This window comes from Streptomyces sp. NPDC087270 (assembly GCF_044744625.1).
GTDB lineage: Bacteria > Actinomycetota > Actinomycetes > Streptomycetales > Streptomycetaceae > Actinacidiphila.
The window spans coordinates 364,592-378,996 of sequence record NZ_JBIUYR010000003.1; the positions used below are offsets into that span (position 1 = coordinate 364,592).

Here is a 14,405-nt window from a genome sequence, read left to right on the forward strand (position 1 = left end):
GAGGCGGTCTGCTTTAAGGTCCACTTTCATGGGAAGTAGGGGAACCACTTCAGCGGCGGGCGGCGGGTCCGGCGGCGGGTCGGGCGACGCGCCGGCCGATCCGCCGGGCGCGCGTCCCGGGGGCATGGCCGCGTGGGAGGTGCTGCTGCCGTCGCTGGACGTCGCCCCGCGCGGGCGCGGCCGGGCGCTCCGGTCGGCGCTGCGGGAGGAGGTGCGCTCCGGGCGCCTGGCGGCCGGGGTGCGGATGCCGTCGAGCCGGGCGCTGGCCGCCGATCTGGGCGTGTCGCGGGGCGTGGTGACCGACGCCTACGAGCAGTTGACCGCCGAGGGCTATCTGACCGGCCGGCAGGGGTCGGGCACCTGGGTGGCGCGGACCTCCGCCGGCCCCGCGGTGCCCGTGGCGAGCGGCTTCGCCGAGGACGACCGGGGCGGCCCCGCGGACCTGCGGCCGGGCCTGCCGGACCTCTCGCTCTTCCCGCGGGCGGCGTGGTCGGCCGCGCACCGCAGGATCGTGACCCGACTGCCGCACACCGCGTTCGGCTACCCCGACCCGCGCGGCCTGCCGGAGCTGCGCCAGGCGCTGGCCGAACTGCTCGTACGGCGCCGGTGCGTGGCCGCGGAGCCGGACCAGGTGATGGTGGTCTCCGGGGTGGCGCAGGCGCACACCCTGCTCGGCATGGTGCTGCGGGCCCGTGGCCACCGGGCGGTCGCGGTGGAGGACCCGGGCAGCCCGGAACTGCGCGAACTGCTGGCCGCGGTCGGCCTGTCGGCGGTGCCGGTACCGGTCGATCCCGACGGGCTGCGGGTCGACGCGCTGGCCGCCACGGGTGTGCGCGCCGCGATCGTGACGCCCTGCCACCAGTTCCCCTCCGGGGTGGCGTACTCCGCGCCCCGGCGCGCCGAACTGGCCGGCTGGGCGCGGTCGGTGGACGGCCTGGTGGTCGAGGACGACTACGACGGGGACTTCCGCTACGACCGGGCGCCGGTCGGCGCGCTCCAGGGACTCGCGCCCGGCCGTGTCGCGTACACCGGGTCGGTGAGCAAGTCCCTCGCGCCGGGGCTGCGGTTGGGGTGGCTGGTGGCACCGCCGGACGTGGTCGCGGAGGCCGCGGCGCGCAAGCGGACCATGGACCTGGGCAACCCCGTCACCGAGCAGGCCGTCCTCGCGCACTTCCTCACCACCGGGCAGTACGACCGGCAGTTGCGCCGCTGCCAGCGGCTCTACCGGCTGCGGCGGGACGCCCTCCTCACCGCCCTGGCCGAGCACCTGCCGGGCGCCCGGGTCAGCGGCATCGCCGCCGGGCTGCACGCGATCGTCACGCTGCCGGCCGTTCACGGGCCGCAGGAGAGCTTCCTCGCGCGGGCCGCGGCGGCCGGTATCCGGCTGCGCCCGCTGTCGGACTACCGCGCGGCGCCCGCCCGGGACGCGGCCACGGCGGACGCGCCGGCCCCGGACGAGGTCGCCCTCGTGGTCGGCTACGCGCACCTGGCACCGGAGGCGATCGGCCGGGCGGTGCGGGCGCTGGGCACCTGCGACGGCGGCCGGGGCGCCGGCAACCCGGGCGACGGCAACCGGGGCGACGGCGCCCGGCGCGGGAACCCGAAGGCGGCGAAGCGGCTCATACGATGAGTTAACCGAAAAGAGCACCCCTTTACCGTCCGGTCACGGTGTGTTCGTGATCGCGCAACACGCGTTCGGCATGGTTGCCGTATGCCGCATCCGACCTCCTCTGCCTCCGCACGGCGCCGTCACAGGGGCCGTGAACTCGCTTTCGTGGCCGCGTTGTCGGCCGTGACTGCCGCCTCGGGCCCCGTGGCCGCCATGGTGGGCGCCGACCCGGAGGGGAGAGCACTGGCGATCGTCTCGGCGGGCGGCCTGCTGGTCGCCGCCGGCCTGGGCACGTGGTGGCGCGTCCGCGGCTCCGTACGGCTCGCGCCCGGCGCGCCCGCCCCGGCCGGCGCCTCCCCCGTCCCCGCCACGGACACAGCCGCGGACCCTGCCTCGGACTCCGCCCCGGCCGCGACCACGCTGTGGCGGATGCGCACGACCGTACGCGACACCCCCGGCACGCTCGGCGCGGTGTGCACGGCCCTGGCCGGTCACCGGGTGGACATCGTCACCCTCCAGACGCACCCGCTGGCCGACGGCACCGTGGACGAGTTCCTGCTGCGGGCGCCGGCCGCGCTCCCGGCGGCCGCCCTCGCCGCATCCGTCGCGGACGCCGGCGGCACCGACACCTGGCTGGAGCGGGCCGACGCCCACGACCTGGTGGACACGCCGACCCGGATGCTCACTCTGGCCACCCGCACCGCGCTGGACGCCGCCGAACTGCCGCTGGCGCTGCGCCAGCTCTTCGGCCGCTGCACGATCAGCTCGACGCCCGCCGGGCAGCTCGACGAGGACATCAACGAGGACATCGACGCGAGCATCGACGCGCGCATCGGCTGGCAGGAAGGGCGCGAGGAGCCGGTGGAGCAGGACGGACGGACCGCGGCCGCCCGCTCCGGTGCGGACGCGCCGACGGTGATGCGGCTGCGCGACCCGTCCGGTGGCGTGATCACCGTGCGCCGCGAGCACCTGCCGTTCACGCCCACCGAATTCGCCCGGGCGCGCGCCCTGGTGGAGCTGGACGCCCGGCTCGGCGTGCGCGTGCCGCACCACCGCGACGTCCTCACCCTCCCCGCGGGCCAGGAGATCAGCCTGCGCCGGGCCCACCCCGAGGACCTGGACGCGGCGCTCGCGATGCACGAACGCTGCTCGCCCGGCACCCTCACCCAGCGCTACCACGGCCCCGTCGGCGACGCGGACCGCTATCTCACCCACCTGCTCAGCCCGCGCTTCGGCCAGTCGCTCGCGGTCGAGACCGCCGCCGGCCGGCTGGTCGCCCTCGGCCATCTGCTGTGGGACGGCGACGAGAGCGAGGTGGCGCTGCTCGTCGAGGACACCTGGCAGCGCCGCGGCATCGGCGCCGCGCTGCTGCGCAGGCTCGTCGAACTCGCCGCGCACGCGGGCCGCGAGAGCGTCTACGCGGTCACCCGCTCCACCAACACCGGGATGACCGCGGCGATGCGGGAGCTGGACCTGCCGCTGGACTACCAGGTCGAGGACGGCACCCTCGTGATCACGGCCACGCTGCCCGCCTCGCCCGACGGCACGCCCGCGCCGCTGCCCTGGACGGCGATCGACCGCCCGGTGTGACGGCGTACCGCGAGAGCGGACACCCGCGTACGAGGCGGCCGGTGGCCGCGGCGAGACCGTGCGCGCCCGCCAGGAGCCGCCGGGCGGCGGGGAGTCGGTGAATCCGCCCTGCCGCCGGGCGGATCACCTGCCGCCATGAGCGGGCGAAGCGACGGCGCCCCGGCACCGCGCGATCAACCGAGGTGACGCCGCGCCACCCGTCATACGAAGATGGCCGCATGTCGACTCTCACCAGCAGCCCACTGCCCCGCCAGGTCGCCGACGCCTACGTCGACGACCTGGTCGCCCTCGACCCGTCCCTCGGTACGTACATCGGCGCGCCGGGCAGCGCCCGCCGGCTGCCCGACCACTCGCCCGCCGGCTCGCAGGCGCTGGCCGACCTGGCGCGGGAGACGCTGGCCCGGCTGGCCGAGGCCGAGGCGCGGCCCGGCGGCGACAGCCCGCAGGAGCGGCGCTGCGCGCGCCTGCTCCGGGACCGGCTCTCCGCCGACATCGAGATCCACGAGGCCGGTGAGCACCTGCGCGCGGTCAGCAACATCAACTCCCCGCTGCACGCCATCCGCGAGACCTTCACCTTGATGCCGACCGCGACGGCGGAGGACCACGCCGACCTCGCCGCGCGGCTGCGCGCGGTGCCCGCCTCGGTGGCCGGCTACCGCGCCTCGCTGGAGGAGGGGCTGTCCCGCGGCCTGCACGGCGGTCCCAAGCAGGTGGAGACCGTCATCGAGCAGCTCGGCACGTGGGTCGGCGACGGCGCGGCGGGAAGCTGGTTCGCCCAGCTCACCGCCGACAGCCCGGCCGAACTGCGGGCCGAGTCGGACGCCGCGGCGGGCGAGGCCACGGCCGCCTTCACGCAGATCCGCGACTGGCTGCGCGACACGTACGCGCCGGCCGTCCAGGGCGCCTCCGACACGGTGGGCCGCGAGCGCTACGCCCGCTGGTCCCGCTACTGGAACGGCGCCGACCTGGACCTGGAAGAGGCGTACGCGTACGGCTGGTCGGAGTTCCACCGGCTGATCGCCGAGATGCGCGCGGAGGCGGGCAAGATCCTGCCGGACACCGACCCGTGGCAGGTGATGCGCCACCTCGACACGCACGGCACCGTCATCGAGGGCGTGGAGGAGGTGCGCGAGTGGCTTCAGGGCCTGATGGACGAGGCGATCCGCGCGCTGGACGGCACCCACTTCGAACTCGCCGAGCGGGTCAAGCGGGTGGAGGCGCACATCGCCCCGCCGGGCGGCGCCTCGGCGCCCTACTACACCGCGCCCACCGAGGACTTCAGCCGCCCGGGCCGCACCTGGCTGCCGACGATGGGCCACACCCGCTTCCCGATCTACGACCTGGTCTCCACCTGGTACCACGAGGGCGTGCCGGGCCACCATCTCCAGCTGGCCCAGTGGGCGCACATCGCCGACAGCCTCTCCCGCTACCAGGCCACCATCGGCATCGTCAGCGCGAACGCCGAGGGCTGGGCGCTGTACGCGGAGCGGCTGATGGACGAACTCGGCTTCCTCACCGACCCGGAGCGGCGGCTGGGCTACCTCGACAAGCAGATGATGCGGGCGGTGCGGGTGATCATCGACATCGGCATGCACCTGGAGCTGGCCATCCCCGACGACTCGCCCTTCCACCCCGGCGAGCGCTGGACGCCGGAGCTCGGCCACGCCTTCTTCGCCGCCCACAACGGCAGCCCCGCGGAGATGATCGACAGCGAGGTGATCCGCTACCTCGGCATGCCCGCGCAGGCGATCGGCTACAAGATGGGCGAGCGCACCTGGCTGGCCGGACGGGCCGCCGCCCGGGCCGCCCGCGGCGACGCGTTCGACCTCAAGGCATGGCACATGGCCGCGCTTTCGCTCGGTTCGCTGGGCCTGGACGACCTCCTCGCGGAGCTGTCCGTGCTCTGAGCCCGTACGGCGCGGGCGGGTGCGGGCGGGTGCGGCGGTCCATGATCGGCGGGCCCGCCGCACCCGCCCCGCCAGGGTGCCGGCACAGTTGCGCGAGAGGCCCTGCCGGGGCGGGTGACCAGGGCGTAGGGTGCCTGGAGGGGGTCATCACGTTCCTCGCGCACACCTTCCGCGGTCCGTGTGCGCGGGTGCCGGCTCCCGCTTCCTTCCGTTGGCGACAAGGCGGTTCGGCCCGATGACTTTGCACGCTTCCCACGACGCCGGCAGCCTGGTGCTCACCCAGGGCCGGCTCATCCTGCGCGAGCAGCTTCCCGGGGAGGCCGCGCTGCTGGCCGACGGCAAGCCCGGCACGCTCACCTGGATCGACGGGGTGCCGGGCGAGGGCACGATGAGCGCGGCCTCGATGACGGTCGCCGCGGCGAGCGCGGGGGTCTACCGGCCCGGCTGGGGGCTGTTCGCGATCCAGCGCGCCGACGACCTGATCGCGGTCGGCGGTGTCGGCTTCCACGGCCCGCCGGACCGCGGCTCGGTCGAGATCGGCTACGACCTGTCGGAGTCCGGCCGGGGCCAGGGATGGGCCACGGACGCGGCCCGCGCCCTGTGCCAGTGGGCGCTCGGACAGCCGGACGTGGTGCTCGTGGTGGCCACCACCGAGCCCGGCAACCGGGCCTCGCAGGCGGTCCTGGAACGCATCGGGTTCGTCCGGGTCGCGAACCGCGGGGACCTGTGGGCGTACGAACTCAGGTTGATGCCGGTGTGACGGCGCTGGTGTGATGGCTCCGGTGTGATGGCGCTGAAGTGACGGGGCCGGTGCGGCCGGACGGGCTCAGCAGCCGCAGGCGCCGGCGGCCAAGGGCGCGGTGAGCGGATCGGCGTCGCGGCGGGCGGGGCCGGCGGCGGTCTCGTAGCCAAGGCCCTCGCGGGTCCAGTACTCCATGCCGCCGAGCATCTCCTTGACCTGGTAGCCGAGTCGGGCCAGCGCGAGCGCGGCGCGGGCGGCGCCGTTGCAGCCCGGGCCCCAGCAGTACACGACGACGGGCCGGGCCGGGTCGAGGAGGTCCGCGGCGAGCCGCGGGATCTGCGCGGTGGGCAGGTGCACGGCGCCGGGTACACGGCCCTGGTCCCATGCCTCGGTGCCGCGGGTGTCGACGAGGGTGAAGCCGGGGTCGCCGCCGGCGGTGAGCGCGGCGGCGACGTCGGAGACGTCCGTGTGGAAGGCGAGGCTCGCGGCGAAGTGGGCGGCGGCGTCCGCGGGCGCGGCCGGGGTCACACCCAGCACAGGACTTGCGGCGGGGGCGAGGGCAGGGGCGGTGGCGGGAGCGGTGGGGTCCGTGGTTGCGGTCATGCCGGGAAATCTACGGTCCGCGGCCTGCCCGCTGAAGGCGGGTTCCCCGGCGCTCTCGTTGATCGGCCGGGCTTTCCCTGGTACTTCTGGGGGCATGGCCACGATTTCCCTGGACGCGACGGACTGGCGGCTGCTGGCGGCCCTGCAGCAGGACGGCCGGGCGACTTACGCGGAGCTGGCCCGTATCGTCTCGATGTCGCCGAGCGCGGTCACCGAGCGGGTGCGGCGGCTGGAGGAGGCCGGGGTGATCTCCGGGTACGCCGCGGTCGTCGACCCCGAGCGGGTCGGGCTGCCGGTGCTGGCGTTGGTCCGGCTGCGCTACCCGACCGGCAACTACAAGCCGTTCCACGACCTGCTCGACACCACCCCCGAGGTGCTGGAGGCGCACCACGTCACCGGCGACGACTGCTTCGTGATGAAGGTCGCGGCGCGGTCGATGCGTCACCTGGAGGAGGTGACCGGGCGGATCTCCGGGCTCGGCGCGATCACCACGAGCGTGGTGTACTCCTCGCCGCTGGCCCGCCGTCCACTGGTGCTGTGACGGCGCCGGGTCCGTGCGGGGCGGCGCGGCTCAACCCGTGGTCGGGTCCGCCGTGTTCGGCTCACCCGTGGTCGGGTCCGCCGGGTCCGGACGGGCGGAGGGCGTAGCCGGTGAGCAGGGCGGTCAGGATGTCGGTCAGCCTCGGTTCGACGTCGACGATGGAGTGGGACAGCTCGGGGTCGGTCTCGTAGAAGGCGCGTAGCCGGGTGCCGGGGGCGGCCATCTGCCACAGGGCTCCGGCCATCGAGGTGGCGGTCGTCACCACGCCGCGCGCCTGGTCCGCGTCGAGCGGTGCGAGGGCGCGGAGCCCGGCCCCGACGTTCTCGACCTCCGCCACGGCACGCGTCTTGAACGTCCGGACGGTGTCGGTGGAGACGTTGCGCTCCAGGTTGAGCGGGGTGTGGGCCAGCAGGTCGCAGAAGAGCGGGCGGGCCACCAGCGAGCCGGCCAGCGCGCCGGCGATCGAGCGGGCCGTCTCGTCCCACTGCGGCGCGCCGGCGTCGGGACAGGGCGCGATGGCGTCGAGGAGGTCGCGCACCGCGGCCGACCAGTCGCGCCAGGCGGTGCCCGCCAGCCGCAGGAAGATGTCCTCGCGCGTCTCGAAGTAGCGGAGCATCGCGGACTTGTGCATGCCGACCTCGTCGGCGATGGCGGTCATGGTCACCTCCCTGACGCCCTTGAGCAGGGCGAGGCGCGACGCGGCGGCCAGGATCTCGGTCTCGCGGGCGGCCTTGGCCTCGGGGCTGCGCGCGCGCAGGAAGTCGGCTCTGGTCATGAATCCCTCCTCGTGGCCACGGCCCCATCGTAACGAAACCAGGTTTCAGTAATATCACACTTCCGAGACCGGGCGGCCGGGACGACGACCTCGGGAGAATTACCACAACCAAGTTGCACTAATAGCGCAACCGTGTTTCGGTAGAGGTATGGATACACACACCGACACCTGGTTCATCACCGGCTCCTCGCGCGGCTTCGGCCGTCAGCTCGCGCTCGCCGCGCTGGCCGCCGGCGACAATGTCGTCGCCACGGCCCGCAGGCCGGAGCAACTGGACGATCTCGTACGGCAGTACGGCGACCGCGTGCTGCCCGTCGCGCTCGACGTCACCGACCGGTCGGCCGCCGTGGCCGGCCTGCGGGCGGCGGTCGACCGGTTCGGCAGGGTCGACGTCGTCGTGAACAACGCCGGATACGCCAACACCTCGGCGGTCGAGACCACGCCCGAGGACGACTTCCGCCGTCAGTTCGACACCAACTTCTGGGGCGTCTACAACGTCTCCACCGCCGCGCTGCCGCTGCTGCGGGCGCAGGGAGGCGGCACGGTCGTGCAGTTCTCCTCCATCGGCGGCCGGGTCGGCAGCACGCCCGGCCTCGGGTCCTACCAGGCGGCCAAGTTCGCCGTGGACGGCTTCACCCGGGTGCTCGCGGCGGAGACCGCGCCGTTCGGCATCAGGTACCTCGTGGTGGAGCCCGGCGGGTTCGCGACCGACTGGGCCGGGGCCTCGATGCAGGTCCCGGACGTCCCACCGGAGTACGACGCGACCGTGGGCGAGATGGTGCGCCTGTTCAGCGGTCCCGTGGCCCAGCAGGGCGACCCCAAGCGCGCCGGCGAGCTCCTGGTCCGCGTCGTCAAGCACCCCACCCCGCCCTCCCACCTCGTCCTCGGCGCCACTGCCGTCCAGATGGCACAGGCCTACTCCCGCGGGCAGTTGGAGGAGGTCGCCACGTGGGAAGCGGCGAGCCGGTCGGCCGACTTCGACCAGGACCCGGTCGAACTGCCCGCCCCCGCCCAGGAGACGGAGGACCGGTCATGACGCGGTTCCCGGGCAAGGTCGCACTCGTCACCGGCGCCGGAACCGGCATGGGCGCGGCGACGGCACGGCTGCTCGCCGCCCGCGGCGCGGCCGTCACCCTCGTCGGCCGGCGCGCCGACAAGCTCGAGGACGTCGCCCGGCAGATCAAGGAGGACGGCGGACAGGCGCTCCCCGTCACCGGCGACGTCAGCAACGCCGAGGACGTCGAGCGGGCGGTCGCCCGGACCGTGGACTCGTTCGGCGCGCTGCACTACGCCGTCAACAACGCCGGGGTGACCGGCAATTTCACCCCCACCGCCGACATGCCCCTGGACGCCTGGCACAAGGTCGTCGCGATCAACCTGGACGGCCTCTTCTACGGCCTCAAGTACCAGATTCCGGCGATCCTCGACGCCGGCGGCGGCGCGATCGTCAACGTCTCCAGCGTGTTCGCCGACCGCGGCGGCCCGACTGTCGAGTACTCCGCCGCCAAGCACGCCATCCGTGGCCTGACCCGCACCGCGGCCCAGGAGTACGCGGCCCGGGGCGTACGCATCAACGAACTCCAGCCCGGCGTCATCGACACCGAGATGACCCAGGCCGACCCGGACGGCACCCAGCAGGTGGCCGAGCGCGGCATCCCCATGCGGCGCGTAGGGCGCGGCGAGGAGATCGCCACCGCCGTCGCCTTCCTGCTCTCCGACGACGCGTCCTACATCACCGGCGCCCACCTCGCGGTCGACGGCGGGTTCCTCGCGTAGCCCGCACCCGGCGCACCCCCAGGCGGCCCGCCCGCTCCGCGCGGCGGGCCGCCCGCCCACGGCCCGCGCCTCGGCACCGTCGCACGGCATCTCCTCCTCAACCGCCGGGCGGGCCGGATGAGGGAGGGGCCGGCTGACCGCACGGCCGGCCCGGTAGGCCACGCGGCCAAGCGGCCTGCCATCGCTGCCATCGGCCCGCTGGGCGTTCACACGGGCGGCCCGGCGGCCCGGGTCAGCTCGCGGTGGTGCGCAGCCGGACGCTGGAGCCGTCGCGGTCCTTGACCACCCGGAGCTGGACGGGGATTCGGTGCCGCAGGTCGGCCACATGGCTGACGATGCCGACGGCCCGGTCCCGTTCGCGCAGCCCGTCCAGCACGTCCAGGACCTCGTCGAGGGTCTGCTCGTCGAGGCTGCCGAAGCCCTCGTCGATGAAGAGGGTGTCCAGCCGCATGCCGCCCGCCTCGTCGGTGACGACGTCGGCCAGGCCCAGCGCCAGCGCCAGCGACGCGAAGAAGGTCTCGCCGCCGGAGAGCGTCGCGGTGTCCCGCTCGGTGCCGGTCCAGGCGTCCACCACCATCAGCCCGAGGCCGGACTTGGCCCGGTTGCCCGCGCGGGCGTCGCTGTGCGCGAGCGTGTAGCGGCCCGCCGACATCCGCTGGAGCCGTACGCCCGCGGCGGCCGCGACCTGCTCCAGCCGCGCCGCCAGGACGTAGGTCTCCAGCTCCATCCGGTACCGGTTCTCCGCCGAGTTGCCCGCCGCGAGGTCCGCCAACCGCTTGAGCCGGTCGAACTCCGCCCGGGCCGGGGCGAGTTCGCGGACCCGCGCGGTGGCGATCCCGGTCAGCCGGTCGAGCTCCCGGCACCGGGTGGCGGCGGCGGACTCCGCGGACGAGGCGTCCCGCAGCCGGCGGTGTGCCTCGTCCGCGATCCGCTGCGCGCGCTCGGGGTCGGCGGCCGGCAGTGCCGCGGCCGCGGCCGGTTCGGGCGCCGCCAGGGCCGCCTCGATCGCGGCCTCCTCCCGCTGCCAGGCGGCCACATCCCGCTCGGTACGGGCCAGTTCGGCCGGCGCGAGCAGCGCCGAGGCGGCCTCCGCGGGCGACCCGAACCCGGCCGCGGCAGCGGCCTCGGCCACCGCGGACTGCGCCTCGGCCAGCCGCCGCTCGCCGTCGGCGCGCTCCCTCGCCGCGTCGACGGCCCGGTCCAGTACGGCGATCCGCGCGCTCAGCCGCGCGTGCCGGGCCCGTACGGTGGCGTGGCCGGCCCGGGCCTTGGCCAGCTCGGCGGTCAACCGCCGGTGCTGCTCGTCGAGTTCCTCGCGCCGGGAGGTGCGGGCCGCGGTGCGGCTGAGCGCCTCCTCGCGCTGCGCGGTCCGCCGGTCGCGCTCCTCCTCCGCGCGGGCGAGCGCGCGTCGCGCCTCCGCGAGGTCACCGGCAGCGCGCACCGCCGCGGCGTGCTCGGCCGCCGACTCCGCGTAGGCTGCGGCGAGTTCGGCGTACGGCGCGGCTCCGGCGGCGGCGTCGGCCGCGTCGAGTGCCGCACGCAGCCGGGCCGTTGCCTCGCCGGCCGCCGCATACGCCGAACGGCGCCGCTCGTAGGCCGCGTTCGCGGCGTCCTCGTCGGCCGAGGTGACCCGCGACCCCGCTTCGGGCCGCGCCGGGGCGGGGTGCTCCTGGGCGCCGCACACCCGGCAGGGCTCCCCGTCGACCAGGCTGTCGGCCAGCTCGGCCGCGATACCGGCGATCCGCGCCTCCCGCGCGTCCTGCCACGCCTCGCGGGCCTCGGCGGCCCGGTCCCGTGCCTCGCGCGCGGCCTCCTCGGCAAGGGCCGACTCCCGTGCCAGCCGGTCCCGTTCGGATGCGGCGTCCCGGCGCACCCGCGCCGCCTCGACCCTCCCCGCCAGCCCTTCCGCCCGCGCGGCCGCCTCCGCCGCCGCCTCCACCCGCGCCTGGAGCCCGCCACGCTCCCCCGCCCAACGCTCCAGCCACGCCTGCGCCTCGCGCACGGCCCCCTCGTCCGCCCGCTCCTCCCGCGCCAGCACCTCCCGGCGCCGCCCGATCTCCTCCAAACGGGCCTCGGCAGCCCCCGCTCCGGCCAGCCCGCCCAGCTCCTCCCGCAACTCCCCCACCCTGCGGGTCATGACCTCGACCGAAAGTCGTGCGCCCGCCGTCGCGGCCTGGGCGCCAAGCGTCCCGCCAGGCCGCTGCTCCCCCACGCCGCCGCCGTGCCGGACCGGCTCGGACCTGAACCCCTCATCAGCGGCCGATGTCCGCCCACTTGTGCCCGAGCTGCCTCGCGTCGCCCCCGCACCGACCCGATCGACTCCCGACCCCGACTCCCCCGGGCCACCGGGCCGAACGGGCGCGGCACCGCCCCGCTGGGCGGGAAAGGCGTCCGAGCCGCCGGCCCGGGGCAGCTCAGCGTCCGGCTCCGCCGACGAGGCGTCCACGGGCTCGGCCAGGAGCTCACCCGCGGCGGCGAGTTCGGCGGCGGCCACGCGTTCCGCCGCGAGGGCCTCGTCGTACTGGGCGGCGGCCTTGTCGTGGAGCCCGAGTGCGGGGTCGACGGTGAGGGCGCGCCGGGCGCGGTCGAGGCGGCCGCGGACAGCGGTGCGGACCGGCCGCTGGCTGGCGGCGGCCGACGCGTGGTCGAGGGCTTCCCGGTGGCGGCGTTGCAGGGCGGCCAACTCACGCGCCGCGGTGGCCGCTTCGGCGGCGGAGCGGTGCGCGTCCTCGCTGAGGAGTACGGCCGTGCGCGCGATGGCGTGCCGCTCGCGGGCGTCGCACCGCGCGAGGGCGGCGTCGGTCAACACCCCCGCGTCGAGATCGGGTTCGGAGCCAAGGTCCGCACCGGGCCCGGGTTCGGCGTCGCCGTACCCCGCCGCCTGCCGCATCCGCGCGGCGAGTTCCCGCAGTCCGTCGTCGCCGGCGGCGAGCCGCCGGTCCGCTTCGTTCCTGCGGTCGCGCAGCCACTGCTCGACCGCCTTGAACCGGCGGGTGTCGAAGAGCCGTCCGAGCAGCGCGGCCCGCTCCACCGCGCCCGCCCGCAGGAACGTCGCGAACTCGCCCTGCGGCAGCAGCACCACCTGGCAGAACTGCTCGCAGCTCATCCCGACGAGTTGGCGCACCTCCTCGCCGATCTCCTGGTGCGACTTGGAGACGCCCTGCCACGCGCCGCCGATGTGCTCGCGCAGCAGCGTGACCGCCTTGTCGACGGTGGTGCCGGTGCCGCGCTTCTTCGCCCGCGCCTGCTCCGGTCGCCGGGTGATCTCCAACCGGCGTTCGCCGAGCGTGAGTTCGAGCACCACCTCGGTCGCGGTGCCGGAAGTGGCATGGTCGCTGCGCAGCCGGTTCGCGGGCCGGGCACCGGGCACCTGCCCGTACAGCGCGTAGCAGACGGCGTCCAGGACGGAGGTCTTGCCCGCGCCGGTGGGGCCGTGCAGCAGGAACAGCCCGGCGGCGGACAGTTCGTCGAAGTCGACCCGCTGGGTGCCGGCGAAGGGGCCGAACGCGGTCAGTTCGAGGCGGTGCAGGCGCATCAGTCGCGCTCCGTCTGTACGGCGTCGGCCCGTACCGCGTCGAACGCGGCCCGCAGCACGCCGCGTTCGGCCCGGTCGGGGGCGGTGCCGCGGACATGTGCGACGAAGTCCTCGGCGATCTGCTGGTCGGTGCGCCCGCGCAGCCTGCGGGCGTAGGAGGCGAGCGGGTCTTCGGTGTCGCGGTCGGGGTCGAAGGCGAGCGCGAGGATGTGCGGGAAGCGCTTGGCGAGCGCGGCCATCGGCTCGTGCGGGCGGTACGCGTCGGTGAGGGTGGCCTCGACCCAGGACCCGGTGTGGGGTTCGAGCGCGGGGTCGGCGAGCAGGTCGTCCAGGCGGCCGCGCAGGCGGGCGAGCGGGCGCGGCACCGGAGTGTCGAGGCGCCGCGCGGTGACGGCGCCGTCGGGATCGAGGTCGACCAGCCACATGCTCTTGCGGTGGTGCTGCTCGGAGAAGGAGTAGGCGAGCGGCGAACCGGAGTACCGCACGCGGTCGTTGATCGTCTGGCAGCCGTGCAGGTGGCCGAGGGCGACGTAGTGCGCGCCGTCGAACAGCTCGGCGGGCACCGCCTCGACGCCGCCGGCGGTGATGTCGCGCTCGCTGTCGCAGGGGGCGGCGCCGGTGACGAAGGCGTGCGCGACGACGACGGCGCGGGTGCCGGCCGGGCGGGTGGCGAGGTCGGCCCGCACCCGGTCCATGGCGGCGCCGAGCACCGCGGTGTGGTCGGCCCGCTCGGCGCCGAACTCGGCACGGACCAGGGCGGGTTCGAGGTAGGGCAGGCCGTAGACCGCCACGTCGCCGTGTGGCGGGTCGGGCAGCAGCACCGGGTGGTGGCAGGTCGCGGGGTCGGTGCGCAGGTGGACGCCGGCGCGGTCGATCAGCCCGGCGCCGACGCCGAGTCGCCGGGCCGAGTCGTGGTTGCCCGAGGTCAGTACCGTCGGCACGCCCAGGTCGGCGAGGGCGTGCAGGGCCTCGTCGTACAGCTCGATCGCGGCCAGCGGCGGCACGGCCCGGTCGTAGACGTCGCCGGCCACGATCACGGCGTCGACCTGCTCGGCGCGCGCGGTGGCCACCAGGTGGTCGAGGAAGGTCCGCTGGGCGTCGAGCATGCTCACCCGGTGGAAGGACCGGCCGAGGTGCCAGTCCGAGGTGTGCAGGAATCTCACGCCACCGCTCCGAACCGCACCCGTCCCCCTCACCGTCCCGGGCGTCCGCCCGCAGACCAGCACCGTACTACCGATCACTCCCGCCCCCGGACGGCACACCCCGAACGGCCCGGATCGCGCCGCGCCGACGCTTCGCCCCGCCCGCTTCCGCCCCACCCGCCTCC

General features: G+C 75.4%; 11 protein-coding genes. 7 read left to right on the forward strand and 4 right to left on the reverse strand.

What is annotated here, in order from left to right:
- Nucleotides 1-28: 28 nt before the first annotated feature.
- The 4 genes from ACIPAE_RS08450 (at nt 29) to ACIPAE_RS08465 (ending at nt 5,866) form a co-directional block, all read left to right on the forward strand.
- On the forward strand, nt 29-1,630 hold the full coding sequence (locus ACIPAE_RS08450; protein WP_402443764.1) for a PLP-dependent aminotransferase family protein: 1,602 nt from the start codon (nt 29-31) through the stop codon (nt 1,628-1,630).
- 81 nt (nt 1,631-1,711) lie between these two features.
- Nucleotides 1,712-3,199 (forward strand): GNAT family N-acetyltransferase, encoded by a 1,488-nt coding sequence (locus tag ACIPAE_RS08455; RefSeq protein ID WP_402443766.1) that lies wholly within the window; start codon nt 1,712-1,714, stop codon nt 3,197-3,199.
- 218 nt (nt 3,200-3,417) lie between these two features.
- Nucleotides 3,418-5,106, forward strand: a complete 1,689-nt coding sequence (locus tag ACIPAE_RS08460) for a DUF885 domain-containing protein (protein WP_402443768.1) — start codon at nt 3,418-3,420, stop codon at nt 5,104-5,106.
- A gap of 235 nt (nt 5,107-5,341) precedes the next feature.
- Complete coding sequence (locus tag ACIPAE_RS08465; RefSeq protein WP_329372986.1) at nt 5,342-5,866, forward strand: GNAT family protein; 525 nt, start codon at nt 5,342-5,344, stop codon at nt 5,864-5,866.
- 66 nt (nt 5,867-5,932) lie between these two features.
- On the opposite strand, the gene ACIPAE_RS08470 is transcribed toward ACIPAE_RS08465, so the two are convergent.
- On the reverse strand, nt 5,933-6,451 hold the full coding sequence (locus ACIPAE_RS08470) for a rhodanese-like domain-containing protein (protein ID WP_366410342.1): 519 nt from the start codon (nt 6,449-6,451) through the stop codon (nt 5,933-5,935).
- Nucleotides 6,452-6,545: 94 nt separating this feature from the next.
- Between ACIPAE_RS08470 and ACIPAE_RS08475 the strand changes: the two genes are divergently transcribed.
- A complete protein-coding gene (locus ACIPAE_RS08475) occupies nt 6,546-6,992 on the forward strand; it encodes an Lrp/AsnC family transcriptional regulator (RefSeq protein WP_402443771.1) in 447 nt (148 codons plus the stop codon).
- Between the two features lie 61 nt (nt 6,993-7,053).
- Here the strand turns inward: ACIPAE_RS08475 and ACIPAE_RS08480 are convergent, their stop codons facing one another.
- A complete protein-coding gene (locus ACIPAE_RS08480; protein WP_402443773.1) occupies nt 7,054-7,767 on the reverse strand; it encodes a TetR family transcriptional regulator in 714 nt (237 codons plus the stop codon).
- Between the two features lie 148 nt (nt 7,768-7,915).
- On the opposite strand from ACIPAE_RS08480, the gene ACIPAE_RS08485 reads away from it, so the two are divergent.
- Both ACIPAE_RS08485 and ACIPAE_RS08490 read left to right on the forward strand, forming a co-directional pair.
- Entirely contained in the window at nt 7,916-8,803 is an 888-nt protein-coding gene (locus ACIPAE_RS08485; protein WP_329372979.1) for an SDR family NAD(P)-dependent oxidoreductase, read from the forward strand.
- Complete coding sequence (locus tag ACIPAE_RS08490) at nt 8,800-9,543, forward strand: SDR family NAD(P)-dependent oxidoreductase (RefSeq protein WP_402443776.1); 744 nt, start codon at nt 8,800-8,802, stop codon at nt 9,541-9,543. Before ACIPAE_RS08485 ends, ACIPAE_RS08490 begins: the two co-directional genes overlap by 4 nt.
- Nucleotides 9,544-9,775: 232 nt before the next feature.
- Here the strand turns inward: ACIPAE_RS08490 and ACIPAE_RS08495 are convergent, their stop codons facing one another.
- Both ACIPAE_RS08495 and ACIPAE_RS08500 read right to left on the reverse strand, forming a co-directional pair.
- The gene (locus ACIPAE_RS08495; protein ID WP_402443778.1) at nt 9,776-13,078 is read right to left on the reverse strand and encodes an AAA family ATPase; all 3,303 of its coding nucleotides are present in this window, start codon (nt 13,076-13,078) and stop codon (nt 9,776-9,778) included.
- Nucleotides 13,078-14,241, reverse strand: coding sequence for an exonuclease SbcCD subunit D (locus tag ACIPAE_RS08500; protein WP_402443779.1), 1,164 nt, complete (start codon nt 14,239-14,241; stop codon nt 13,078-13,080). Before ACIPAE_RS08500 ends, ACIPAE_RS08495 begins: the two co-directional genes overlap by 1 nt.
- Nucleotides 14,242-14,405 lie beyond the last annotated feature (164 nt).